This window comes from Alteromonas sp. KUL42 (assembly GCF_006538325.1).
Taxonomy (GTDB): Bacteria; Pseudomonadota; Gammaproteobacteria; order Enterobacterales; family Alteromonadaceae; genus Alteromonas.
In genome coordinates, this window is sequence record NZ_BJKK01000001.1 from 321,187 (window position 1) to 345,735 (window position 24,549).

A 24,549-nucleotide genomic window follows, 5' to 3' on the forward strand; every position below is an offset into this window, starting at 1 on the left:
GTAAAGTTAAGTATTTGGGGTGAGGCAATGAAAAATAGAAAAGGCCGCTTTGAGTTTCAAAGCGGCCTTAAAAAGAGGTAAATAAGAAGTGCTATAGGTTAATCGACTGAATTACATTAACGACGTTGTATCGTTGCAGTGGTGATAACCTTTGTTGTGGGGTGTTATAACCTGTAAGTCATCATAGTCAATGTTTTCCAAACCTGCTTCTATTGCATGAGTGAATTTGTCTGCATGAGCGCTGATGGTATCACCTTGTGTACTTATGGCTTCAAACTTGTCTTCATGCTGCGCCACAAAATCGGTGAGTCGTTCTACTGCGGCGAGTTGCTCTGCCATCATGTGTTTATCGATAAAAAGGCTATCATCTGTTTCTTGCACTGCCATGCTAGTGAGAGCTTCGATTTCTTCGCTTAGTAGTTCAAGTTGTTCATCAATACCCTCAACGCCCACTTCAATAAAATCCATTTTTTCAGCTTCTTGTTGCAGTGCTTCATAAGCGGCAATTTGCGTGGATGTCATGGGTTGTTCTAGTACAAGCGTACAGTTTTTGTATGCTTTGATTTTGTATTCGTTTGTGCTTGTTCTATCTTGTTGAAGCCCAAATACTGGAGCCACAGATGCAATGCCTAATGTCGCTATAGCTAATAAAACAGTCGTCTTTTTCATACTAAATACTCACTTGCTCGGTTGTGTTATTTATTAAGTCGAGCCATACATGCAAAAAGTTGTAATAGAGTGAAAATATTTTTTCCGGTGTTGAAGAGAACTAAACAAATAGCTAATAAGATTTATTCTCGTGAATAGAAACACTGAAACTTTCGGTCTTAAAACATATTAGGAAAGATAGTGTGGAACAGTGGCTATGCTTTTGCACTTTTTAACTCTCTCAAATCCAACCAATGAACAGGGACAATAACGTGAAAAACAACCCATCGAAATTCTCGAATATCCTGCGAAAGTACGTACACTTGCGTCAGCAAAATGGCGTAATAACAGTATGGTTATCAACGTTATTGTACAGTTCAGTGTTAAGTTTTTCACCGTTAGCGTTTAGTAGCGATAATCAACCCCATGTAGCGCCAACAAGTGAAATAAATCGTACTCAAGTATGTCACAACGTGTCGGTACAGGTACTTGGTTCTGGTGGGCCTGAACTAGATGATGGCCGTACATCAAGTGCTTACCTCGTGTGGGTTAATGGTAAAGCGCGAGTATTGGTTGATGCTGGCAGTGGCAGTAGCGTGCAGTTTGGCGCATCGGATGCTGCGTTTAACGATATTCAAGCCATTGCATTATCGCATTTGCATACTGATCATGCTGCCGATCTACCAAGTTTTATCAAAGGCAGTTTTTTTACTTCAAGAGACAGTGACTTATTGGTCTTAGGGCCAGATGGCAACGATGTGATGCCTTCGACATCCGCTTATTTAAAGGCTTTGTTTGGGAGCGATGGGGCTTTTCGCTATTTATCTTCTTTTCTGCAAGAAGGGCGAGATAAATATACTCTTCGTCCTGTGTCGGTTGAGCTATCAGCCTCGCTGAAATCTCCTTATGCCACCGACATTAGTGATAATATCAGCCTTGAAGCGCTTTCAGTACATCATGGGCCAATTCCGGCTCTAGCGTGGAAAGTCAAAGCGAATGGGTGTGAAGTTGTTTTTTCTGGCGATACCAGTGACAAAGGCAAAACACTGTCTGAATTTGCCAAAGGCGCCGATCTTTTGGTTCTGCACAATGCTATTGATGACAATGCAGGTGGAGTAGCCAAACACTTACATATGACTCCCTCACAACTAATTGCTATTGCTGAGCAATCAAAAGCGAAACAAATAGTACTGTCTCATATTATGAAACGAAGCGAAGCAGGATTAAGTGCATTAACCGAAGCCATAGCCGTGGTAGCAAAGGGGCGGGTTTATAGTGCTAAAGAATTGATGAACATCCCACTTGACCAAAAGTAATGGTTATCTACAGATGTCGCTTCCAGCAGTTTAGCCTTTAAACCGCTGGAAGCACGCTGTTGAAATACAGCTTTAGAAAATGTTTAACCCAAAAACATCTTTAACATCAGAAAGTACTTGTGCGGTTTTTTCTCTGGAAATTTGGCTTCCTTTTGCCAGAATATCCAACAGTTGTGCCTTATCATTTAATAGCTCACTTCTTTTTTCTCGTATTGGTTTAAGCATCTCTTGCAAGCACGTTTCCAGTATTTTTTTAGTTGTCCCATCACCTAGTCCACCTCGTTGATAATGGTCTTTTAATTCACTGATATAACTCTCATCTGGGTGGAAAGCATCTAAATAAGTGAAAACTACATTACCTTCAACGTTACCGGCATCTTCAACTCTAATGTGATTGGGGTCGGTATACATGGATTTCACTGCGGCGGAAATTTCCTTTTCCGTTGCCCCTAAGTTGATGGCGTTGCCCATCGATTTTGACATCTTATTTTTCCCATCAGTACTTGGAAGTCGAGATGCCTTACTTAACAAAGGCCTACACTCATTTAAAATATGACGCCTTGCTAGTGAATTAATTTTTCTTACTATTTCATTAGTTTGCTCAAGCATGGGCAACTGATCATCACCAACTGGCACTAATGAGGCATTGAATGCCGTTATATCGGCAGCTTGGGATATAGGGTAGGTGAGAAAGCCCGCTGGAATCGAGCGCTCAAACCCTTTACTTTGAATTTCACTTTTTACTGTTGGGTTTCGCTCTAACCGGCTAATACTCACGAGATTACTGTAATACATTGTTAATTCGGCAAGGGCAGGGAGCTGCGACTGAAGGCATATTGTTGTTTTCGTTGGGTCGATACCAACCGCTAAATAGTCAGCTACTACGTTGAGAATGTTGGAGGAAACTTTCTTAGGATCATGCGCATTGTCAGTAAGGCCTTGCATATCTGCGACAAGAATGGTTTGTTCATGGGAATTTTGTAATGCTACCCGTTGTTTCAAAGAGCCCACATAGTGCCCTAAATGCAAGGGTCCTGTGGCTCTATCACCGGTTAGGATAATTTCTTTTTTATCAGTATGTTGGTTTGTATTCATGATTATCTCCAAGTAAAAAAGATCGCTACTGGAGATATAAAGAAATTACAGTCTTAGCTACCTTCCAGCAGCTTAAGAATGTAAGAATTCCGTGCCGCTCTAATTAGAGCGCCACCAGAAAAATGATGTATGTGATGTAGGCATCGAAATGTACTTCATGCAGCCAATGTAACCATAATCGTATTGAAACTCAATGTTAATGTTAATGTTGATGTACAGCGCAATGGTGCCCTTATGTGTTTAGTTTGTGCTTTTTACTTCAAGAACGACGACGAGGCCTGCCAGTTCTGGCTTTGTTGTTACCCTTCATACCAAGCGCTTTTGCACGCATATTCTTCTTAGATGGTTTGCGTTTAGCGCTATTGGTAGCTTCTTGCATTTCTGGATTAGGCTCAAACCCTTCTTGCCACTGCAACAGATAATGTTCTGATGTAAGCTTTTCGATGCCTTCAAGCAGGTACTTTTCTTTATGAGACACAAGTGAAACGGCTAAACCGGTATTGCCAGCACGGCCAGTTCGACCAATACGGTGAATATAATCTTCGGCGTTGTAGGGAAGCTCATAATTGATCACGTATTTAAGCTGTTCAATATCCAGGCCTCTGGCTGCGACATCGGTAGCAACTAGCGCTCGCACTTGCCCTGATTTGAAGTCTTCAAGGCCGCGGTCTCGAGCGCCCTGTGATTTATCACCATGCACTGGGGCAGTGCTTATCCCGTCTTTCTTAAGCTCTTTGGCAAGTGCATCAACGGCTTCTTTGGTACGGGTGAATATCAGTACCTGTTGCCAGTTATTCGCGCCAATTAAATAAGCAGTTAAGGCTGCTTTGCGTTGGTTGTCCACTTCGTAAAAGCGCTGTTCAATTTGCGTTGCCGTTGTATTGCGCTCGGCTACTTCTATAAGCTTTGGCTGGTTAAGCATTGTTTTACTTAACGCGAATACTTCATCGTTAAACGTGGCTGAGAAAAACAGCGTTTGGTGGCTTTCTGGTAGGCGTTTAATAATGCGGTTTATGTCTGTAATAAAGCCCATATCTAGCATACGGTCTGCTTCATCTAGCACTAGCGTTTGTAGGCTATTAAGGTCAATGTATTGTTTTATAACAAGTTCAAGCAGGCGACCTGGTGTGGCTACCAGCACATCACACCCTTTATTCAAAGCGTCAAGTTGTGGGTTAATACTGGCACCACCATAAGCTACTACGGCGCTAAGGCTTAACCCTTGGCTGTATCGAACGAAACTTTGATGTACTTGCTGAGCAAGTTCACGAGTTGGGGTTAGCACTAAAACGCGAATAGCTTTGTCGCTGGTTTCTGTTGTGAGGTAGCGCTGAATTAACGGCAGCGCAAAGGCGGCTGTTTTGCCTGTACCCGTTTGCGCGCCAGCCATAACATCATGCCCAGCCAGAACCTGTGGGATTGCCGCTTGCTGAATAGGTGTTGGGGTGTCATAGCCCAACGAATCAAGAATAGCTACTATATTCGCTTGTAAACCCAGGGTTGAAAAACGCATTAAAACGCACCGCTTTTAGAAATTGAAAACGGCGCTATTGTAGCATTTAAAAAGTAAATTTCGCCCAAGTCACTCTATTCGTATTTACCGCTTTATCAGGAAAGCTGAAGTTTGCGCCATATTTACCATCTTGGTAAATGGCGCTGAGGCTTATCATCATATTCCACGTATCACCTTTGAATTTGCTGCGCAGTATTTGAATTTCTCTGTGTGAGCCTTTTAAGAATTTTGTACGCTCGCCATCTTCTGTTTCTTCAGTGCCAGCGAAAGGCACCCAAAAACCGCCCCAATCTTTATTATTCCAGCGAACAGGATGCGCCCAATTATCAGCTTTTAGAATACTTTCAGAAAGCTGTGCGGATGCATGTAAATTATACAGCTCTCCGGATTGCGGATCTTCTATGTACAAATCTATTACGGTGTAATCTTCTAATTTCCCTTTTGCACAAATAAACAACGCGTCTTTATTTTGCATAAGGTAAAGGGCTGTGTTTGCAGGTAGTGCTAACTTTGTAGCAAATTGCCATTCGGCGTCGTTGCACTTTCCGTCAAATAGGACTGTATCTGAAGTGTGGTTTACGCTGATTGCTTCTGCTGCTCGGCCCTCGCCATGGTTAAAAAGCACTGTAATTAAAGATGCGGTTATAATAGTGTTTAATTTGTGCATTATTTCCATCTTACTTTTACCTTACTCTTACTGAGTTTCTACATCATTGATGTTGTTGTTCCAATCGTGAGAGCTAGGGTAAAGATTTCAGCTGGAAAAGCTGGAAGTTGCGCTGATTAATTGCTGATTTCTCTCTGATACTTCGCTAACTCCATAATTTCTAGATAAACACGTTATAATGTCCTACGAACATAGATAGGAATTCATATGAAAGTTTGTGGTGTAGATTTAAAAAGTAATGAAGCTAATGTGTGTCTGTTGTCACTGGTCGACGGTATGTTTCATATCCCCGATTGTCGCATTCGCCGTTTAACATTGGCGGATACGAGTGCAAAGGGGTTAAAAAGCTTTCAAAGTACGTTTGCTAAACTGGTTGCTGACTATCAAATTGATGCAGTGATCATTCGCCAGCGTCAGTCTAAAGGTAAATTCGCGGGCAGTGCGATTGGCTTTAAACTGGAAGCGGCTATTGAATTAATTGAAGGGCTAAACGTTGTTGTTTATAGCCCGACAGACATTAAAGAGTCGTTGCGTAGAAACCCAATGTCAGTGCCTTTTGCAGAAACAGGGTTAAAACAGTTCCAAGAAACAGCGTTTACTACCGCTTATGCGTGGTTAATGAAAAATGAGTATGCTTCTAACGACTCAGCTGATTAACAAAGGCTAAACAACAATTGCTTGGCATCAAATACAGCCTGTACTCTGGGCAGGCTGTATTTGAACTGTAGAGTATTCAATTTACAAACACGGAAAGTGCTTGTGCAGTACTCAAGCTCATCAATGCGTATTTTCCACTTCAATTCTTCACATACACAACCCGGTATGGTGGCTGAGTACGCGCAAATAATCACAATTTGCTGTCAAAAGTATTTGCTTTGTTTGAACGTTTTGTCGACAATGCGCACCCTCAGGAGTTACTTAAAAGGAAATTAGTTATGAAAATAAAACGTACTCTTCTTGCGCTTAGTTGTTTGACATTAAGCGTTTCAGCCTCAGCGCAGTTTAGTCTAAATAAGCTAGTTGGCGGTGACGGCCTACCTACATTAACCTCTTCATTAACTAAAAAAGTTGGATTTACCAAAGTTTCTGCACCTTATGCTAATACGGTGGAATATTTTGGTTATATAGACAGTGACGTCAAACCAGATGCGGTTATTAACGATAAAAATGCCTACTTTATTTACATGTGGGTGCCAGGCGCAATTGATGAGCTTGGTGTAAGAATGATTTCACCAGTTGGCGATTTAGCTACACCAGAAAAAGGTGACTTTGTTCAAGACAACTTTACTAAAAAATTCAGTAAAGATGATAAAACCTGGTTTGATACGTGGTTACGCGTAGAGCGTATGGACGTTGTAGATGCGTCAAACATCAAGCAGGCCAGCAAAGCCATTCAAGTGCTTGATGAAGATGACGATGGTGATGACACTTATGAAGAAAAGCGCCACTCGAAATACAACTCTTTAGTGCGAATTAAGACCGAGCTGAGCTCACCCACTAAGGCATTGGTCAGAGGCTTATATCGCATTAGTTTAACAACTTACAAACGCGGTGAAGTTGAAGGCTCTTTCGTAACAACCATTGGTAGTAACGTACCTGGCGTTAAGTTAGCGACGTCACTTGAAGAGTTGGATAAATTGGTTAACAACTAAACCTTTTATTGATTGAAAGATACCTGTTGTAGGAAAAGTTACACTCTTACAGATTATTTTGTTGGTATTTTAAACTAAAAAATGCCCCGCGGAATGTGGGGCATTTTGTATTATTCAATTTCCATCAGTATTTTATCGCATACGGTGCTATTAAATAGAATGCGCGTATGGCCTAGTTGTTCTGTTTGATAAAGCGTGGCTATTTTTGACGTACTAACCAGCCTTTGCGCATCTTTAAACGGTATTTGCTTATCGTATCTATCATGGATAACAAGGCTGGGTATAGTTGATGACTTTACTTTGTTTACTACTTCCACTTCTTCATGTTTACCTACGAGCTCTTCTACTTTATTAGTAAAAAGCGTTGTCGCCTTAGTGCTTAGCCTTAAGGCATTTGCAAAGCGCTCTATTACTTCCAAAAAGGACGCTGGACTCGAAATTAACACAAGTTTATTTGCGATGATGTCTTTTGCCTTCATATCGGTTTGAGGGTTAAGCTCAATTTCTGAAGCTGCAATTGCTAGTGCACCAGCTCCCATTGAGTGGCCAACAGCTGCATTGACTGGTCTTGGAATAAGTTTACAGGCATGTTTAATTGCATTGATGAATAGCTTAGGATTGGACATCATTTCGTTAGATTTTCCGTACCCCAAGGGGGCGACACCATAGATAGTTATACTTCTATCACGCAGCAAAGGAAAAAGGGTTTGAAAGTGGTCGAAAGATCCATTCCAACCATGAATCAAAAGGACTGATTTATCGGACTCCCCTTTCCAAACATGGAGGTGTGAGCCATCTGGAAGCCGAGTGACAATATCTGCCTTCGGTATTTTTTTACTTTGTGCTTTTGTCTTATCTACCGTGAACATGAGCTTTAGAGCTCTTTTTGCCGCGTAGTTAGGCAGAATGCGGCTAATAAACCAGAAATAGGACAGGATTGCAGTAGCCGTTAGCGTATTCATCAACAATTCCGAAAAGTCATTGGGTGAGATAGGCTATAAGAAATACTGAAGAGAAAAGCGTCTATACATCCAGATTAAATTGCAGATAGTCCACATCAAACAGGAAAGTGTCGATTTTGCAGCAAAAAAACGTAGCGAAAAAGTCGACACATTCTGAATAGAGGGCTTACTTAGAAGTTATACCGTACTTTTGCTCTAAATGTTCTGGGCTCTATAGGGTGAAAGTGCACATCCTCAACGGGCTGCAATTCATTGGCCAACTGTGATTCGTACAAATAGTCAATGTCGTGGTCATTACTATCAAATACATTCAAAGCTTGTAGTGTTAGCATCCAATTTGAACGTTGCCAATTAATTTGGGCGTTTATTACCGTAAGGCTGCTCGACTCGTTTTCACCGTAACTGTCTAATACTCTAGGGCCAAAATGACGAAGTCGTATGCTAGTATCTACATTTGGTGCTATTTGCCATGTTAGTCCTGCACTGAGTACTTCACCTAAAGCGCCGTCAATTCTATTGCCTTCGCCTTCTTCATGCCCTTTAAATCGTGAATGGGTAAGGGCTGCTTCTAAATCGACACTTAGCGCTTCGTTTAACCAGTAATATGCTGCGACTTCCGCACCATAGCGTTCAGAGGCGCGGCTAGCTTCGGAGTTTCCTGCGTCACCTACAAACAGTAATTCTGAATCTAATTCTAACCACCACAATGAAGCTGAAACATTAAGGGCCTTACCGTAAAAGTATCGAAGACCCATTTCTGCGGTGTTTCCACGAACAAGTAAATCAACTGGTTCAGCGGTTTCACCCGACGCTGGATCTATGCTTAAGGTTGCCCCTCTAGCATCATTGGAATGAAATGACTGTCCAGCGTTAAAATAGCCTTCCCAGCGCGTAGAAAATATGTAGCTTAAGCCTGTTGACAGACTAAGAATACCATCGTCTTTCTGTCCAGAGTTGGCCGTAAGGTCACTATTAACATCGACATTTAGATAATCATATCTAGCCCCAACGCGCAGCGTTGCGCGTGAGGTTAGCAATATTTCGCTTTGGTAATAAATTGCTAAAGATTGTTCTTTAACTTCGTCTTGACGGACGGTGGAAAGTCGAACTCTGTCTTTGGTTCGATGCAGACCCACGTCTTTAATATCGTCCATGCGTATTTGCATTCCAACTTGGTGAAGCCAGTCCATGCCATTTACGATTTGGCCAAAATGGTAGCCCGCTTCTCCACCGTAAATATTTCGATCATCTACTTGTTCAAACTGATCGCCATTAACTGGGTCTTCAAGAAAATAAGTGAAGTTCGAAAATAAGTTGAGGTCGCTGTTGATGATGTAAGCGTTAAAGTACCAATCGTTGTGTGTGATGTTGGTTGAAATACTATATCTATTCGATTCGCCACCTACACTTGTATCAAGTGAGCCTAACGATGAAATTAATTGGTTTTGTACTGCACGCTGAGGGATCTGGTCTGCTGCATTCCACGAGTTGTCGTAAGCCATCGCAGTAATAGCAATGTTGCCCGAGTCAGTCTTGGTTGAGTAGTTTATTAGTCCATTAACCTTTTCGATATCCTCGTCGATATCTGTCCACGGACCATCATAGGTATTAAGTTCTCCGCCTATCAGCAGCGTTGAAGAGTGGTTCTTCAATGTCTTTGCTGCTACTGCTCTTGAGAAACTATTTTCGCCAAGCTCCAAGCTAATCATGTCGTTTGGTAGTGCAGCAGACATAAAAAACTCTGCAGAACCTGCTGTAGAAAAGTCGCCTTTTAATGCGCTATAAGCCCCTTTATCGTACGCTATGTAGTGGACGAGTTCCGGAATAATGAAATTTAGATCACTGTAGCCTTGTCCGTGCCCATGGGTCCGCATATTAACAGGCATGCCGTTTACAGATGTGCTGAAGTCGGTACCGTGGTCTAAATTGAATCCTCGTAAGAAGTACTGGTTTGCTTTGCCAGAGCCACTGTGCTGAGTAACCACCATTCCGGGAACAAGTTCTAATACCTCTCCGGTGCGCAGCAAGGGGCGTAAAGAAATTTCCTTTTGTCCAATAATGCCTGATGAAGCTGCAATAGCCTCTCCAATTAACCGTGTCTTATGGCCTACCACTTCTATTTCTTCAATATTTATTCCGTGTCCGAAGGCACTAGTAGAAAAAATAATTAAAGAGCAGGCAGATAACTTATTCATGTGGAAATACAACTAATAGAAATGCAAAAACTTCGCGTATTGTATGTTGTTACAATATAACATGAAATGGCCAGTACGAGATTTACCAGAATATTCGCGATAAAGCGCAGGGATAAGGCCATATGCTCTAGTTACTAATCGCTTAACTCTCTTTGCACAATCTAAAGAATGAAAGATACAAATTGATGTTTGTCGACTAAGGTTAGAAACACACATTTTTTACGGTTTGTTTAACTTTCACCTAAAGGAAGCACGCAATGAGCACAAGCAATTCGAGTGGTGGCAAATGCCCGGTAATGCATGGCGCAATGACATCGGCAGGGCAAAGTAACAGAGACTGGTGGCCTGAGGCGTTAAATTTAGACATTCTTCATCAGCATGACACAAAAACCAACCCAATGGACCCCAATTTTAACTACCGCGAGGAAGTTAAATCGCTAGATTTTGAAGGGTTAAAGCGCGACTTACATGCCTTAATGACAGATTCACAGTCATGGTGGCCTGCCGATTGGGGGCACTATGGAGGTCTTATGATCCGTATGGCATGGCACGCGGCCGGTTCTTATCGCATTGCTGATGGGCGTGGTGGTGCCGCAACAGGCAATCAGCGTTTTGCGCCACTCAACTCATGGCCAGACAACGTAAACCTTGATAAAGCAAGACGTCTTCTTTGGCCAATTAAGAAAAAGTATGGCAACAAAATTAGTTGGGCAGACCTTATTGTTTTAGCCGGTACCATTGCTTATGAAAGTATGGGGTTAAAAGTGTATGGTTTTGCCTATGGTCGAGAAGACATTTGGCACCCAGAAAAAGACACATATTGGGGGGCTGAGAAAGAATGGCTAGCACCAAGTGACAGCCGATACGGCGATGTGGATAAACCTGAGTCTATGGAAAACCCGCTAGCTGCGGTGCAAATGGGGCTTATATACGTTAATCCTGAGGGCGTGAACGGTAATCCTGACCCACTTAAAACCGCACAGCAAGTAAGAGAAACCTTCGCTCGTATGGCGATGAACGACGAAGAGACCGTTGCGCTAACCGCGGGTGGTCATACGGTGGGCAAGTGTCATGGCAACGGCGATGCTGACAATTTAGGACCAGACCCAGAAGCGGCAGACGTAACTGAACAAGGGCTAGGTTGGAACAACCACACAACACGTGGCATTGGCAGAGATACAGTAACAAGTGGTATTGAAGGCGCTTGGACTACAAACCCAACGCAGTGGGACAATGGTTATTTTTACCTGTTGTTTAACTATGACTGGGAATTGAAAAAGTCACCAGCTGGCGCATGGCAATGGGAGCCTATCAACATTAAAGAGGAAGATAAACCGGTCGATGTGGAAGACCCGTCTGTTCGCCTAAACCCAATTATGACAGACGCTGATATGGCCATGATTAAAGACCCAGCGTACCGCAAAATCTCAGAGCGTTTCTATAACGACCCTGCTTATTTCTCTGAGGTTTTTGCTCGCGCGTGGTTCAAATTAACCCATCGCGACCTTGGCCCCAAAGTGCGCTATTTAGGCCCTAGTGTGCCAAGCGATACGCTTATTTGGCAAGATCCTATTCCCGAGGGAGCAACTGACTATGACGTAGGTGCATTAAAGGCGAAGATAGCCGATAGTGGTTTGTCGATAGGCGAGATGGTCGCGACGGCGTGGGACAGTGCAAGAACGTACCGAGGTTCTGATTTACGCGGTGGCGCTAACGGTGCACGTATCCGTTTGGCACCACAGAAAGATTGGATTGGTAATGAGCCTGAACGTTTATCTAAAGTACTCACTACGCTAGAGCCTATTGCTAACGATGCGGGTGCGAGTATTGCTGATACCCTTGTTCTAGCGGGAAATGTGGGTATTGAAATGGCTGCTAAGGCCGCAGGTGTTGATGTTACTGTGCCATTTTCGCCAGGTCGCGGGGATGCAACAGATGACATGACCGATGGTGATTCATTTGCGCCTTTAGAGCCGGTTGCTGATGGTTTCAGAAACTGGAGCAAGAAAAGTTATGTGGTCAAAGCCGAAGAACTGCTTTTAGATCGCGCTCAATTGCTCGGACTTACCGCAGCTGAAATGGTAGTGCTTGTAGGCGGTATGCGCATGTTAGATACAAATTACGGCCAAACACAGCACGGCGTGCTAACTGACAATGTGGGGACTCTTAGCAACGACTTTTTCGTTAACCTAACGGACATGCAATACACATGGAAACCGCTAGATGAGCAAACTTATGCAATTGTAGACAGACAGTCGGGTCAGCAAAAATGGACAGCAACTAGAGCCGATTTAGTCTTTGGTTCCAATTCAATATTGCGCTCATATGCGGAAGTTTACGCGCAAGATGACAACAAAGAAAAGTTTGTAAATGACTTTGTTAGCGCATGGACAAAAGTGATGAATAACGACCGTTTTGACTTACGTGTTTAGTGAGTCATACAAAATGAAGTAGCGGTTTCAATCGCTGCTAAAAGTGATAGAAGGAGGTGGAATATTACCTCCTTTTATCTAAATGGCGGCCAATTATTTCCTATAGACCACTCCAAAATTCCCCTTTAAGCGTGTCATTTAAAGTGGGGTTGTCGCCTCCGATAAGCATGCTACCGTCTTCCAAAAATTTGAATATAATTTTTGTGGCAGGGCGGTTGTCGTCAAATAAGTAGCTGTATTTTTCAGTGATGCTGTCTCGCTCGGCCTGAGTTGTTGCAAGTGACATTTCATCGCGCCACGCTTGCCCTTCCATTATGCCTGCGTAGTGACTGGCAACAGCAGCTGTTGTGCGCAATGCTTCTTCTGTGGCTGGCTGTTGATTTAATGCTTGCTTTAAAGCATCGGCATAGGGGTAGTCAGGTGGTAAAACCATATTTCCTTCATCATCAAACTCCATTGTTGTTGGCGGTTCAGGAATATTGTAGTCACTCAGTAGTTGCTTAAACTGTTGCTCAGCGTATTTAGATAAGGTTTCAACATTGTGCTCGGTTGGCAAGAGCAGTGGTATATCCTTCAAGTTAATCGAACCTTGAGGCGATTCTTTAGAAAAATACTCGTCTAAGTCAATGTCCTTTTGACCAAGGTTGGTGTGCATCATAACTCCAGAAGATGCGTTTTTTTCAACCTGCTTCGCCGCGTCTATGGAACCGTGTTTTAAACCTTGGGTTTGCTTTAACGAATTAAAGATGTCAGCAAAGCTATTTCCAGTGTTTCTTGATTCGGTGTTTTTGCGAGCGGAATTGCTAAATAGCGTAGCTGTGGAGTCATTTGATATCTGCATGGTGTCCCTTATTACTGCAAAACCTTGCTTTCTGTGGTCGTGTCACATAACAGGAGAGCAATTTCTACGCCATTTGCAAAAGCCTTCCATATCTTTCCGTTTATAGAAGGCTTAATTTTTGCGAAGTAAGGTATAAGCTTTAGCAAGCCAACAGTAGAGGATGGTAGCTGCTCACTTTGTGTTTAGCGTTAATTAACGGTACACCCTTTGGTATATGAAACGATGGGGTTCTACACAATAACTTTTACTCATCAGATAGAAATTTGTCGTTTTTCTCAATAGATTCACTATCACTTTTCTCAATAAACTCAATATCACCTTTTTCAATGAATACTGTCTCATTTGGCCAGAGCACAATTAGAAGCAGTAAAATAATAGCTAGTATTACGGCAATGAACGTCATGTGTTTAACTTTACTAGCTAGTCGCCTGTTTTGGTTCTCATTGGGTTCTACATCGGAAGTTGATAGCTGCTTTTCTTCGTCAGTAATATCTACTATCACTTGTGGTTGAGCCAACAAAACATAACCTCTTCGGGGGATTGTCTTAATAAATGTTGGATTTCTAGGGCTGTCTCTTAATATTTGCCTTATCTTTGAAATAGCTTGAGTTAGTGACTCATCACTTACATATTCGTTTTCGGATATTTGATTCAATAACTCCTCCCGTTTAACTATCTCTCCGGGTTCTTGTGCTAGTCGAACAATGATACGCATTAAACGTGGTTCTATATTGATATATGTATTTTCTCTTTTCACCGTATTCTTGCGTGTGTCAATTTTTAGTCCTTCCAGCATAAATAAGCCTTGAAAGGCTATATCAGTGGTCTGATTAATCATTCTCAATGTTTCTCAATCTGTTTCTTCAGGTTTCTTTAGCTTCTCGAGGCTAGGTTTATCATTTCTATTATTAAGCATATGGGAACAAACGCTATGCAAACCAAAATCAGCTATTTAATTTTTGTTCTACTACATTTTTCACTCAGCTATCAAGCCTTAGCGAAATCGCTACCGGAAAACGACTTCACGCAATTGGCACATATTAAAACTGCGATTCAGCCATACGTTAATGATGGCTTTGCAGGGAGTATTGTTGTTGCCAATGAATTTGGCACTATTTTTAGTCAATCTTATGGTCAAGCCGTTCCTGGCGTGGCTAATTTTTCCACTTCAACTGTTGTCGATATAGCATCGGTCTCAAAGCAGTTTACAGCAGCTGCAATAATGAGATTGGTCGAAGATGGACTTATGGATACATCAGATCTTATGTCGCAATACATTGAAAATGTACCTGAAGACAAAGTCGATATTACAATTCATCATCTATTAACCCACAGTGCTGGTTTTAAACGTGACGCAGGTCGAGACGAAGAGGCTGCTTCGAGAGTGAGTTACGAATATAAGGCAATGGCTTCAAAGCTTGCATTTGGTGTTGGTGAGCAATATCACTATTCAAATATTGGCTACAACTTACTTGCCATCATTGTGGAAAAAGTCTCGAAAATGCGATTTGAAGACTATTTGTTCGTGCATTTATTTAAACCAGCTGGCATGTTTTCTACGGGTTATTTACGTCCGGATTGGTCACAATATAGCGTTGCAGAAATAACCGAGCCTTATAAGGGTTATAAAAGTCAACTTGAGTTGAACCAAGATTTAGAAGATGAAGCGTGGAACTTTGTTGGCTCAGGAGGTATTTTGTCCACAGCGGATGATATGGTGAAGTGGCACGTGGCTTTGTCAACGGGGAAGATTATTTCTTATGTGTCTCAGGAATTAATGTTCAGTCCACATGTGAAGGAATATGAAGAAGGATATTTCTATGGATATGGGTGGTCTATTGTCCCTTTTAAAGATAGAGATACTCTTGTTTGGCACAATGGCATGAGCTTTTTTGGTAAAGCTGAATATTGGCGTATACCTGAGCAAAAGTTAATGATTTTTGTGGCCTCTAATCGCGGTGAGGTTGAGCCTTGGAGTGTTGCCAATGCGTTATATCAAACACTCTATCAGCAAAAATAATTGAGCAAGATATGCTAACTAAAGCGTGTTGACCTCTCAGGCACTAAGTGTTTAGCCTTTATCCTGCGTCTGCGCACACTTATGTAGATAGCTACATAAGTGCGCACTTCCTTGTCTAAATGCTAAACACTTTGCTGCAAAAACGCACCGCAGAAGTCAACACGCTCTATATGTGTTTGCCTTATTAATTTCATGAACACTCGTTAATTCTTAAAATAAAGTATCTCCCAAACGCTACGCATCATAATCTAAAGTTAATCGTAGTTAGCCCTCAGTGTATTACTTGCTTTCAAAGCTATTAGTGAGACATTGGCAAAACGGCTGAAAATTAATAGGAAGATGCAATGTCTAATGAATTCATGGGAAAAACGGCCATTATTTCAGGTGCCGCTGGTGGTATAGGTTTGGCGATTGCAGAAGCACTTGCTGAGCAAGGTATGAATATTGCCATGGCCGATATCGATAAAGCGGCGTTAATTGCTTCAGGCGAGGCTTTGCAAGCGAAAGGATATAACGTAATCACTTGCTCTTTGGACGTTACTGACTATTCACAGTGGGAGGACGTTGTTGCCAATGCCCAGGATAAATTTGGCAAAGTTCACATGGTAGTGAATAACGCTGGGGTAGGTGGCGCATCTGGAAAAATAGAAGACGCTGAACATGAAACCTGGCGTTGGGTAATGGATGTCAATGTGACAGGCGTACTATACGGCGCTCAAGCCTGTATACCGGTAATTAAATCTCATGGCGAGGGTGGTTGGGTGCTTAACGTTGCATCTATGGCTGGTATGATGGGAATGCCATATGCTACAGCATACTGTGCCTCGAAAGCTGCGGTGGTATCGATGACAGAAAGCTGGATCCCTGAACTTGAGCCACATCATATTCATACGTCGGTGCTTTGCCCTGCTTTTGTAAAAACCCGTATTCACGAATCGTATCGCAATCGCCAAGAAAAATATGCGATAGCACCTGATAAACGCATTGATAAAGAAAAACTTAAAGCAGGAGCAAATGCGGCAGCCATGGCGGTAGAGTCTGGAATTCCGACAGAAATGTTAGCAAAAAGAGTAATTGAAGCGCTGTCTTCCAAACAACATTATATTTTTACTCATCCACATTATCGCAAAGTTGCCATGGGAAGGTTCAAAGCCATAGAAGAGGCTTTTGTCGATGCTGAAGAAAGCCCTGTGGTTGGACATTTGATTGACGAAGATATTATTACCTTCTAAAGCTTTGCGGGAAGGTATGTGTGGGAAGGCTTGTACGGTAAGGACAGTGAGTGGAGCTAAGCTAGCTAGCGTTAAGCAGCTCTACCTTCCCATGCATTTTGGAAAGCTCGTGATGTAGCAAATCTAATTGGGTTATAAACCCTTCACTGTTCAACTGTTCATTTTGTTGGATAGCTAGTTCAATGGAGTTAGTCAGCGTAGCTAACTCGTAAGCCCCAATGTATCTAAGTGCCGAAATGTAAATATGCGCAATTCTAGACACCGAAGCAAAATCTCTCTCATCGATGGCTGTTCGTAATGTATCTAGTTCATTTTGAAGCGCAATAAAATCGCTCATGAGTACTTTGTATAATTGCTTATCGCCAAGTAGCGAATTTATGGCTCGCTCCTGATCAATATAATCAAGGGCTTGTGATGCTGGTTTAATACCTGCAATGTCTGAATCAAGGGGGGGGGTCAGTGTTTTTGGGCGACAGTGTTTCTTGTTGCTTTTCTTTTGATTTATCGCTTTCTTTTACCTCTTTGAATGCCTCTGTCAACGTGCTAAATAGTCGGTTGGGATCAATTGGTTTATTGATGTGAGCATTCATACCTGCTGCAAGGCTTTTATCAATATCTTGCTGCATGGCATGTGCTGTCATAGCAATAATGGGGAGCGTTAACTTCAGTTCAGTACGAATAGCACGGGTGGCTGTTAGGCCATCCATTACAGGCATTTGAATATCCATCAATACGGCATCAAAGTTATTGTCATCCCGCAAAGTTTTGTATGCTTCTAATCCATTGTTGACTACCTGAATGTCGGCATGGGTATCTTTTAATAGGCCCAGTGCGACCTTTTGATTAAGCGCGTTGTCTTCAGCGAAAAGAATACGCATCCCTTTTAAGTTTGGTACAAGAACACTATCTAACGTTACAGTATTAGTAGTGACATTTAAGCAAAGCTCTTGCAATTTATCTATCAATTCGCTGGTGCTAAATGGCTTTTCAATAAAGGTGTGTATACCAATTTGTTTTGCTTGTTCACGCATATGAGGCGAATCGAAAGCAGATAGCATAATTACCTTAGGCTTTTTGTTCGCAAACTCCTGATTCATGATTGCGGCAACTTCAAAACCATCGATATCTGGCATTCTCCAATCCAGAATAAGCACGTCATAAGGCGTATTGTTGGCAGTCGCTAATCGCATTTTAGCAATAGCTTCTTGCCCTCCAGTAGCTATATCTGGTGCGATGTTGGCACTTGAAAGCGCTTCGCAGATAGCATGTCGGGACAAGCTAACATCATCAGCAACTAGCACCTTTAATGACGACAATTGTTTAGAAGGTGAGATCACTTTTTGTGTAGGATCTTGTTTGACAGCAACCGTAAAATAAAAGCTAGCGCCTTTTCCTAGCTGGCTTTCTACCCAAATATTGCCGCCCATGAGTGTGGACAGTTGCTGACAAATTGTTAAGCCTAATCCAGTACCGCCAAACCGGCGAGAAATAGACTCATCCCCCTGATTGAAAGGCTGAAAGAGCTTGGCTTTTTGTTCGTTGCTTAGCCCAATACCTGTATCTTTAACTTCAAACTCTAGTTGTAGGTTTTCACCTACATGTATACATCGAATACTTACCGATATAAGCCCATCTTCTGTAAACTTGAGTGCGTTACTTACTAAGTTACTCAGTATTTGTTGAATGCGTAAAGGGTCGCCTACTAAATTAAGAGGAACATCTCTGGCGATATGCTGAATGAGTTCTATATGTTTTTCTTCGGCGCTAGCTAAATGTAAACGAATAGTTTGGTTGACTAACGCGTCTAACTTGAAAGGAATTTTTTCAATATCTAACTTCCCTGCTTCTATTTTAGAGAAGTCTAGAATGTCGTTAATAACACTTAGTAGTGTCTTGGAAGCGCCTTCTATTTGAATAAGGTTTGTTTGTTGTTCCTGATTTTCTGCTGCCCGTTGTGAAAGTTTGGTCAGGCCAATAATTGCATTTAGCGGTGTGCGAATTTCGTGACTCATTCGGGCGAGAAAATCTGATTTCGCTTCTGTTGCTCTTTGTAAATCATGGGTTAGTGTATTCAATGCCTTACGTTGTTGACGTGTTCGCAGCCACAAAGTAATGACCAAGACCAAAAACAAAATAACACCAACGATAAAGTACAACTGATAGGTGTTTTGCTTTTGTTGGATAAGATTTCGCTGCTCTTTGAGTTGGTTATCTTTTTGTAGAAGCTTTATGGTTTCTTCTTTCTCTGACATCGCTAAACGAACTCGGTTGAGCGCCAGTAATTTAGATTGCTGTTCATTAAAGCTTTGCTCGTAGGCTTTTCTGTATTGCTTTGAATATTCGAGGGCATCGCGAAAGTTCTCTACTTTCTCCGACAGTGAAATTAAGTGCTTTAAAAGCTCAAGCAACACTATTTTGTCTTTGTTAACGGCATCACTTTGTAATCCACCTTCTAGCTCAGCAATAGCGAGGTCAATTTCGCCTCGTTGCTCATATATTTCGGCCAATTGCAGTAAATAGCTCCCTTCGTTATAGCGGAAGCCTACTTTGCGGTCTGCTTCCGCTGCTTGATTTAGCCTTTTGAGTGCTTCATTCAAATTCCCTTGGGAGATATGTAGCTCGGCCATACTGCTATAAATTATGCCGATAAAAGGATATTGCGTTTGTTTGAGTAAATCTTCCGCTAATAGAAAACTCACTTTGGCGTCTTGATATAAGCCCAATGCGTTTTGTGCATGCCCTTGTAAGAAATAAGCTATACCTTCATTTTCTTGGCTTTCTAAACGACGGGCGGCTGCTAGGTATTTGTGCCCAAAAGAAAGGAGTTGTTCATAGTCTTTTAACGACATGTAGGTATTACCCATCGCGCTGTATACCAAGAGCACACTGTCGCTATCTTGTTCATTGTAAATGGTGAGTGCGCGGTTAAAAGCATCTAACGCATTTGCGTGCTCTCCATACAGGTCAAGTATGACCCCCTCTAAACGGTGTGATTCTGCAACAGCGAGGGTGTTATTGCTTTCCGTTGCAAGCTCTCTCGCTTCTAGTAAAGCCTCATAAGCGGCAATATAATCTTGTTTTAAAACGTCACGGTATGACTTTAGGTTTGTGAAATCAGCTTCACTATAAGTATTCGAATTTGCTGTGAAATAGTGATTTAGCTCGTCGAAAGTGGCTTCGATAGACGGGTCGTTCTTCTGAATACGCTCTTTCAGTCCATCGAGCAATGTTAAGGATATATGTGGATCCTCTGATTGCGCCTGATATGCAAACACAGGCAATGCCATTGAAAAAACAATGACACTGACTATCTTTGAAATATAGCGCTTCACAGTTATTGACTATCTTGATTAATAGTTGATAACACGTGGTGCTTTTTTAATATCGTCAAAACGCTTGGAAACTTCTTCCCAGTTCTTGTCTTCAATTAATTTCAATTCTTCACCCGATAAACCATAGTCGGCAGCTGTTGCAACAGGGTCTTTCTTATACGCTTCCATGAGTTTGCTGTTGGTATCTAATTCAACCAAAAAATCTACAATTGATTTTGCCATTTTAATTACCTGCTAGTTTGTTGTTGGATTTCTAAATTCAGTGACTTGCTGTTCAGTCAACCCGAGTTTTGCCAAACGGTCTTGGCGGTATCTTGGTATACCTAATGAAGGCACAACTAAAGTGGAAATTAGTGTCGGCTTTGCGTGTTGTAGCTCGCCAAGCTTGAGTTTTTTCAATTTTCGGCTCGCAAATAGGTAAGGTTGCCGCTTCGTAAATGATGAGCTCATGATCGATGGGATAATGTTCGCTCAAAATTTCTGCTAATAAGGCCAGTCCAGGTTGACTATGTGTTGAGTCGAGCACACTTAATGTAGCTTCACCAGCAAGGCCAATCTGCCAGATTATTTGCGTCATGTAAGGGTCTAATCGGTAGTCCCTGAATAAAAATTGAGTGGCTTCATAAGATTGACAACCGAAACGTGAGGGATCGATACCTAGGTCGGCAATAAGGCAGTCTTCCGCCGAAATACCCGGTAACATGACAGCGTCTAGCCCCAGTTCCCGAACACGAATTATTGCTTCATGAGACGGTGTCACAAAAACGCCTGGATGACCGTAGAAGGCGACGCAAACCCTTTTACCTTCAACTACTGCTTGTACAATGCGGTCGGTCATTTGGGCATAGGTTAGCGCGCGGGATTTACCTTGTTGGTATAGGTCATCTAAAGAGATGCAGTGGGGGTTTAATGATTGAACAGCATGTTCGCCAACTTTGTTCATGATCCCCATGAAAACAATGTCAGCATTTTCTATATAGCTTTTGGCAGCCAATGTCATTTGACCAGCTACGCTTATCCCTGTACCTACGATGACTAACGATCCCTTCTTGGCGGTGTCCATTATGTCCTTTACCAGTTGCCACGTGTAATTCCGCGTTAACTATAAAATAGAATTCGATTATTTGCTATGCAAACGAGAGCGGGTAGAAAGTTTTGATCTACTTTTCACCTCTTAATTATAAGTGCTCATTGCTTATATCTATTCGAAAGATAAATATTACTGATAGTGGTGCCATGTTAATTTACAGTTCTCGTTTGAACTTGAACATCATGGCGGTATAACCAAAATGCAAAAATCCAAACAACTATTTACCCGTATTACATCTGAAGGCGAACTTGAGGTTTCTCTTAAAGAAGTTGACGTACCACCACCAAAGCCACATGAAGTGGTAGTTAAAATGGAAGCGTCTCCAATCAATCCTTCTGATATGTGGCCAATGTTCGGCCCTGCGAGTCTTGATGAAGCGACCTTTGATGAAAGTAAAAATGCGCTTGTTGCACCAGTATATAAACCTCTGCTGGCGCGTATTAAGTCTCGCCTTGATCAAACACTACCAATAGGTAATGAAGGAGCAGGAACTGTTGTTGCTGCTGGAGACAGTCCCGAAGCGCAAGCGCTAGTGGGCAAAACTGTCTCAATTTTAACGGGGGCGGCCTACACACAATATGCATGTGTTCCGCTTCAAGCGTGTTTGCCACATATGGAAGGAACAACAGCGCAGCAAGCAGCTTCTTCATTTGTTAACCCACTAACTGCTTTAGGTATGGTCGAAACCATGCGTATGGAAGGTCATAAAGCACTTGTACATACAGCGGCAGCGTCTAACTTGGGCCAAATGCTAAATAAGATTTGCTTAGAGCAGGGTGTTGAACTGGTTAACATTGTGCGCAGTCAGCAGCAGGTGGATATTCTAAAAGACATAGGTGCCAAAATTGTATTGGACTCAAGTAGTGAGAATTTTAAAGCCGAATTATATCAGGCCATCGATCAAACAGGCGCTACATTAGCATTTGATGCCATAGGTGGCGGTGAGTTGGTAAGCGACATTTTAACTATGATGGAAGCCTCTGGCAGCAAAGATGCGAAAGGGTTTAATACTTATGGTTCAGACAGCAACAAGCAGGTTTACATATACGGTGGTCTAGATTTCTCACCAACTATTCTAAATCGTGCTTATGGTATGACATGGGGTATCGGCGGCTGGTTATTAATGCGCTTCCTTGGGAAGCTAGATAAACAACGCGTAGGCGCGCTTTATCAAAAAGTGGCTAGCGAGATCAACACGACCTTTGCGTCTTCATACACGAAAGAGCTTACTCTTGAAGAGGCGCTGCAACCCGAAAATGTCGCTTTGTACAATGCGAAGAAGACAGGTGAGAAGTACTTGATTGTGCCTAACAAAGGTTAAAGGAGTTCGAGTAAGACCGGCGACTTTCTCAGGCAAAAGTAAGTCGCCATTCGTTACTCTTTGAAACTACACTATTAATTGTGGCGTTTAAACGGAGGGCGCGTACCACTTTTAGGCGTATTGTTGTCTTCTTCCTCTAGTACTTCAAATTGGGCTACGTCATACACCGGCATCATCTTTGTTACTCTGCGGTAAGGCGGTTTTCCGTGCTTAATCACTTCTGTTACTTTCACGTAGTCAATGGCTTCTTCGCCAACTGATTCTAACTGAGCTACGTCATTCACCGATAAAGAAACCGTACGACGTTTGAAAGGGGGCTTACCTGAATAATCGACTACTTGTACGTCTACCATTTCGCCACTTGAAATGGATTCCGCTTGTACAGAAAAAGGAAGTGCGGCGGCGAAAATAAATGTCCCGATCACTTTGTGTAACTTCATGCTGTGTCCTCTTGTTTGCATTAAAACAGTGCTCTTACTCTATTGTATGAACGAAAACTATCTAAACAATGGCGACTCGTGATAGTTAAAAGTTATCAGTTGTGTGGAGTTACTAGTGTAAGGGTATCAAAAACACGTGATTTGCATGTTTTTTTATTTGTTTTGCTCTGCAAAGGGGCGATCTAGGGGGGAGGGTGCGCCAAAGTGGTGCAAGTGAAGCGTGATTGGTATTCAATAGCTATAAAATGGCTATTAAAATCAATTGGTTAATGCCTTGGTCTTTTTTTTGCTGACAGTTGTGGTGTCCGTAAAATGCTGAGGCATAGTGAAAATGAAAACCTTTACAATAAGGTGGGCGTTGGGGTTGATAATGCCATTGTTAATGCTAGCCATGCCAGCTTCAGCAATTGAGCATAATATACCCTTGGTACAAAGTGCGGGTGGTACTTTGTACTTAGAAGCAACCATTGAGTCTAAGCTTAAAGCCTCTTTTTTGTTAGATACTGGGTCGAGCTTACTCACGTTGAACCAAGCCACTTTTGATGCACTGACACGTTATCAGAAACTTCCAGAAGTAAGAACATCAGCCGCAAGAATGGCAAACGGTAAGATCCTTACCGTGTCTCAGTATCAGTTAAGCTCTATCCGCATAGGTGACCGTTGTGAAGTTGGTCCCGTAAAAGTGGCTGTGCTTCCCAAAGGTAACAATATTCTCGGTATTAATGCCTTATTGCGCGTAGCACCTTTTACCATTACCTCAGATTCGGTGATATTAGGCGGGTGCTGATAAGCTAATACAGTTAAACTATTTTCTTACTCTTCAGGCCCATCAAGCGTAAAGATTAAGTGCCTGCGCATATCCTTAAGTACTACTCCCTTTTTTAATAATGCTGCACTCAAGCGCTTTTGCCAGTTTTTTTATCTCAGGTTCAGCCGCTTGCATCGAGGCGCTATTTTCAAACTGAAAACGAAGCAGTAACGAGCCTGGGAATTGATGGTATTGCACATCAAACCAACACTGAAGCATACCTGGTATTTCTTTACGAGCTTGCGCCTCAAGCGTATCTGCCACGTTAAATACTAATGCTTGTTGCTTAAGTTGTACTGCTGAGAGTTTTTTCATTACAGGTGCTTCTCAATGGTTACTTCAACACTTTCGGTAGTATCTGCACCTTCAATTGTCAGCCACATTTGGCCGTCTTGAATAGTAACTTGTATTTGCATAGAGCGCTGAACGGCATTGGCGAGTAAACTCGCCATAGACTCTGGTAGTGTATAAACCGACAAGTTTTGTCGTGTCTGAAGCTTATTGTGCTCTTTCTTCCACCATGCATCAAAGCTGTTGTCAGCATATGAGTAAATCATCATTTGCTGACTTTGATTGCAGCCTTTTTTGATACGTTGCTCTGAAGGTTGACCTAACTCAATCCAAAGTTCTATCTCATCACTAAAGCTCTTCTGCCAAAGGTCAGGTACATCGTCATCTGATAAGCCCTTGGTAAACTGCAATCTTTCATGGGCATTTACAATAAACGCAACAATGCGCAACATCATGCGTTCATCGTTTTCAGATGGGTGACGGGCAATGGTTAAGTTGTGATCGTTATAGTAGTTGCGGTCCATATCTGTAATGGATATGTCTGCTTTAAAGATAGTTGCTTTAAGTGCCATGGAGTTCCTGGGAATTATGCTCGAGTCGGCTCGACGATTTAGCGGCGTATATTACCAGTATTTGTTCGCTAGCGGTAAACTCCAACTTCCTTTTTAGAATGCCAAACTTTAAGCCCATCAAA

Annotated in this window: 22 protein-coding genes and 1 pseudogene; 8 read left to right on the top strand and 15 right to left on the bottom strand. The window is 42.2% G+C overall.

What is annotated here, in order from left to right:
* Nucleotides 1-111: 111 nt before the first annotated feature.
* Nucleotides 112-669 carry a hypothetical protein gene (locus tag EYR97_RS01365; RefSeq protein WP_131092047.1) on the bottom strand — a complete coding sequence of 186 codons (558 nt, stop codon included), beginning with the start codon at nt 667-669 and terminating at the stop codon, nt 112-114.
* A gap of 251 nt (nt 670-920) precedes the next feature.
* Here EYR97_RS01365 and EYR97_RS01370 point away from each other — a divergent pair, with 251 nt between their 5' ends.
* On the top strand, nt 921-1,964 hold the full coding sequence (locus EYR97_RS01370) for an MBL fold metallo-hydrolase (protein WP_242634835.1): 1,044 nt from the start codon (nt 921-923) through the stop codon (nt 1,962-1,964).
* Between the two features lie 72 nt (nt 1,965-2,036).
* Here EYR97_RS01370 and trpS read toward each other — a convergent pair whose 3' ends face one another.
* From trpS to EYR97_RS01385, 3 genes are all read right to left on the bottom strand, one after another.
* Nucleotides 2,037-3,059, bottom strand: a complete 1,023-nt coding sequence (gene trpS, locus EYR97_RS01375) for a tryptophan--tRNA ligase (protein ID WP_131092049.1) — start codon at nt 3,057-3,059, stop codon at nt 2,037-2,039.
* A 259-nt stretch (nt 3,060-3,318) separates the two neighbouring features.
* Entirely contained in the window at nt 3,319-4,572 is a 1,254-nt protein-coding gene (locus EYR97_RS01380) for a DEAD/DEAH box helicase (RefSeq protein ID WP_131092050.1), read from the bottom strand.
* Nucleotides 4,573-4,618: 46 nt separating this feature from the next.
* A complete protein-coding gene (locus EYR97_RS01385) occupies nt 4,619-5,239 on the bottom strand; it encodes a hypothetical protein (protein ID WP_207308031.1) in 621 nt (206 codons plus the stop codon).
* Nucleotides 5,240-5,446: 207 nt separating this feature from the next.
* Here EYR97_RS01385 and EYR97_RS01390 point away from each other — a divergent pair, with 207 nt between their 5' ends.
* A complete protein-coding gene (locus EYR97_RS01390) occupies nt 5,447-5,896 on the top strand; it encodes a DUF3010 family protein (RefSeq protein WP_131092052.1) in 450 nt (149 codons plus the stop codon).
* 278 nt (nt 5,897-6,174) lie between these two features.
* Nucleotides 6,175-6,891, top strand: a complete 717-nt coding sequence (locus EYR97_RS01395; RefSeq protein WP_131092053.1) for a LipL32 family surface lipoprotein — start codon at nt 6,175-6,177, stop codon at nt 6,889-6,891.
* A gap of 110 nt (nt 6,892-7,001) precedes the next feature.
* Here the strand turns inward: EYR97_RS01395 and EYR97_RS01400 are convergent, their stop codons facing one another.
* Complete coding sequence (locus tag EYR97_RS01400; protein ID WP_131092054.1) at nt 7,002-7,853, bottom strand: alpha/beta fold hydrolase; 852 nt, start codon at nt 7,851-7,853, stop codon at nt 7,002-7,004.
* Nucleotides 7,854-8,023: 170 nt separating this feature from the next.
* Nucleotides 8,024-10,048, bottom strand: coding sequence for a TonB-dependent receptor (locus EYR97_RS01405; protein WP_131092055.1), 2,025 nt, complete (start codon nt 10,046-10,048; stop codon nt 8,024-8,026).
* A gap of 257 nt (nt 10,049-10,305) precedes the next feature.
* On the opposite strand from EYR97_RS01405, the gene katG reads away from it, so the two are divergent.
* Complete coding sequence (gene katG / locus EYR97_RS01410) at nt 10,306-12,480, top strand: catalase/peroxidase HPI (RefSeq protein WP_131092056.1); 2,175 nt, start codon at nt 10,306-10,308, stop codon at nt 12,478-12,480.
* Between the two features lie 100 nt (nt 12,481-12,580).
* On the opposite strand, the gene EYR97_RS01415 is transcribed toward katG, so the two are convergent.
* Entirely contained in the window at nt 12,581-13,321 is a 741-nt protein-coding gene (locus EYR97_RS01415; protein WP_131092057.1) for a hypothetical protein, read from the bottom strand.
* 244 nt (nt 13,322-13,565) lie between these two features.
* The gene (locus EYR97_RS01420; protein ID WP_181409119.1) at nt 13,566-14,117 is read right to left on the bottom strand and encodes a winged helix-turn-helix domain-containing protein; all 552 of its coding nucleotides are present in this window, start codon (nt 14,115-14,117) and stop codon (nt 13,566-13,568) included.
* Between the two features lie 135 nt (nt 14,118-14,252).
* Here EYR97_RS01420 and EYR97_RS01425 point away from each other — a divergent pair, with 135 nt between their 5' ends.
* Nucleotides 14,253-15,341 carry a serine hydrolase gene (locus EYR97_RS01425; protein ID WP_165477956.1) on the top strand — a complete coding sequence of 363 codons (1,089 nt, stop codon included), beginning with the start codon at nt 14,253-14,255 and terminating at the stop codon, nt 15,339-15,341.
* Between the two features lie 344 nt (nt 15,342-15,685).
* The gene (locus EYR97_RS01430) at nt 15,686-16,573 is read left to right on the top strand and encodes an SDR family oxidoreductase (RefSeq protein WP_131092060.1); all 888 of its coding nucleotides are present in this window, start codon (nt 15,686-15,688) and stop codon (nt 16,571-16,573) included.
* A gap of 61 nt (nt 16,574-16,634) precedes the next feature.
* On the opposite strand, the gene EYR97_RS22105 is transcribed toward EYR97_RS01430, so the two are convergent.
* From EYR97_RS22105 to EYR97_RS01445, 4 genes are all read right to left on the bottom strand, one after another.
* Nucleotides 16,635-16,910 carry an Hpt domain-containing protein gene (locus EYR97_RS22105; protein WP_242634836.1) on the bottom strand — a complete coding sequence of 92 codons (276 nt, stop codon included), beginning with the start codon at nt 16,908-16,910 and terminating at the stop codon, nt 16,635-16,637.
* Between the two features lie 106 nt (nt 16,911-17,016).
* A complete protein-coding gene (locus EYR97_RS01435; RefSeq protein WP_404840942.1) occupies nt 17,017-19,905 on the bottom strand; it encodes a response regulator in 2,889 nt (962 codons plus the stop codon).
* Nucleotides 19,906-19,923: 18 nt separating this feature from the next.
* The gene (locus EYR97_RS01440; protein ID WP_131092061.1) at nt 19,924-20,127 is read right to left on the bottom strand and encodes a hypothetical protein; all 204 of its coding nucleotides are present in this window, start codon (nt 20,125-20,127) and stop codon (nt 19,924-19,926) included.
* Between the two features lie 52 nt (nt 20,128-20,179).
* Nucleotides 20,180-20,968, bottom strand: a complete 789-nt coding sequence (locus EYR97_RS01445) for an SAM-dependent methyltransferase (protein WP_242634837.1) — start codon at nt 20,966-20,968, stop codon at nt 20,180-20,182.
* Between the two features lie 226 nt (nt 20,969-21,194).
* Here EYR97_RS01445 and EYR97_RS01450 point away from each other — a divergent pair, with 226 nt between their 5' ends.
* A complete protein-coding gene (locus EYR97_RS01450; RefSeq protein WP_131092062.1) occupies nt 21,195-22,316 on the top strand; it encodes a zinc-binding dehydrogenase in 1,122 nt (373 codons plus the stop codon).
* Nucleotides 22,317-22,390: 74 nt separating this feature from the next.
* Here EYR97_RS01450 and EYR97_RS01455 read toward each other — a convergent pair whose 3' ends face one another.
* Complete coding sequence (locus tag EYR97_RS01455; protein ID WP_069945702.1) at nt 22,391-22,756, bottom strand: hypothetical protein; 366 nt, start codon at nt 22,754-22,756, stop codon at nt 22,391-22,393.
* A 331-nt stretch (nt 22,757-23,087) separates the two neighbouring features.
* Between EYR97_RS01455 and EYR97_RS01460 the strand changes: the two genes are divergently transcribed.
* Nucleotides 23,088-23,543, top strand: coding sequence for a TIGR02281 family clan AA aspartic protease (locus tag EYR97_RS01460; RefSeq protein ID WP_131092063.1), 456 nt, complete (start codon nt 23,088-23,090; stop codon nt 23,541-23,543).
* Nucleotides 23,544-23,569: 26 nt separating this feature from the next.
* Here EYR97_RS01460 and EYR97_RS01465 read toward each other — a convergent pair.
* Nucleotides 23,570-23,879, bottom strand: a pseudogene (locus EYR97_RS01465) (hypothetical protein).
* Nucleotides 23,879-24,427, bottom strand: coding sequence for a YaeQ family protein (locus EYR97_RS01470; protein ID WP_131092064.1), 549 nt, complete (start codon nt 24,425-24,427; stop codon nt 23,879-23,881). The pseudogene EYR97_RS01465 and the gene EYR97_RS01470 overlap by 1 nt, the downstream one beginning before the upstream one ends.
* Nucleotides 24,428-24,549 lie beyond the last annotated feature (122 nt).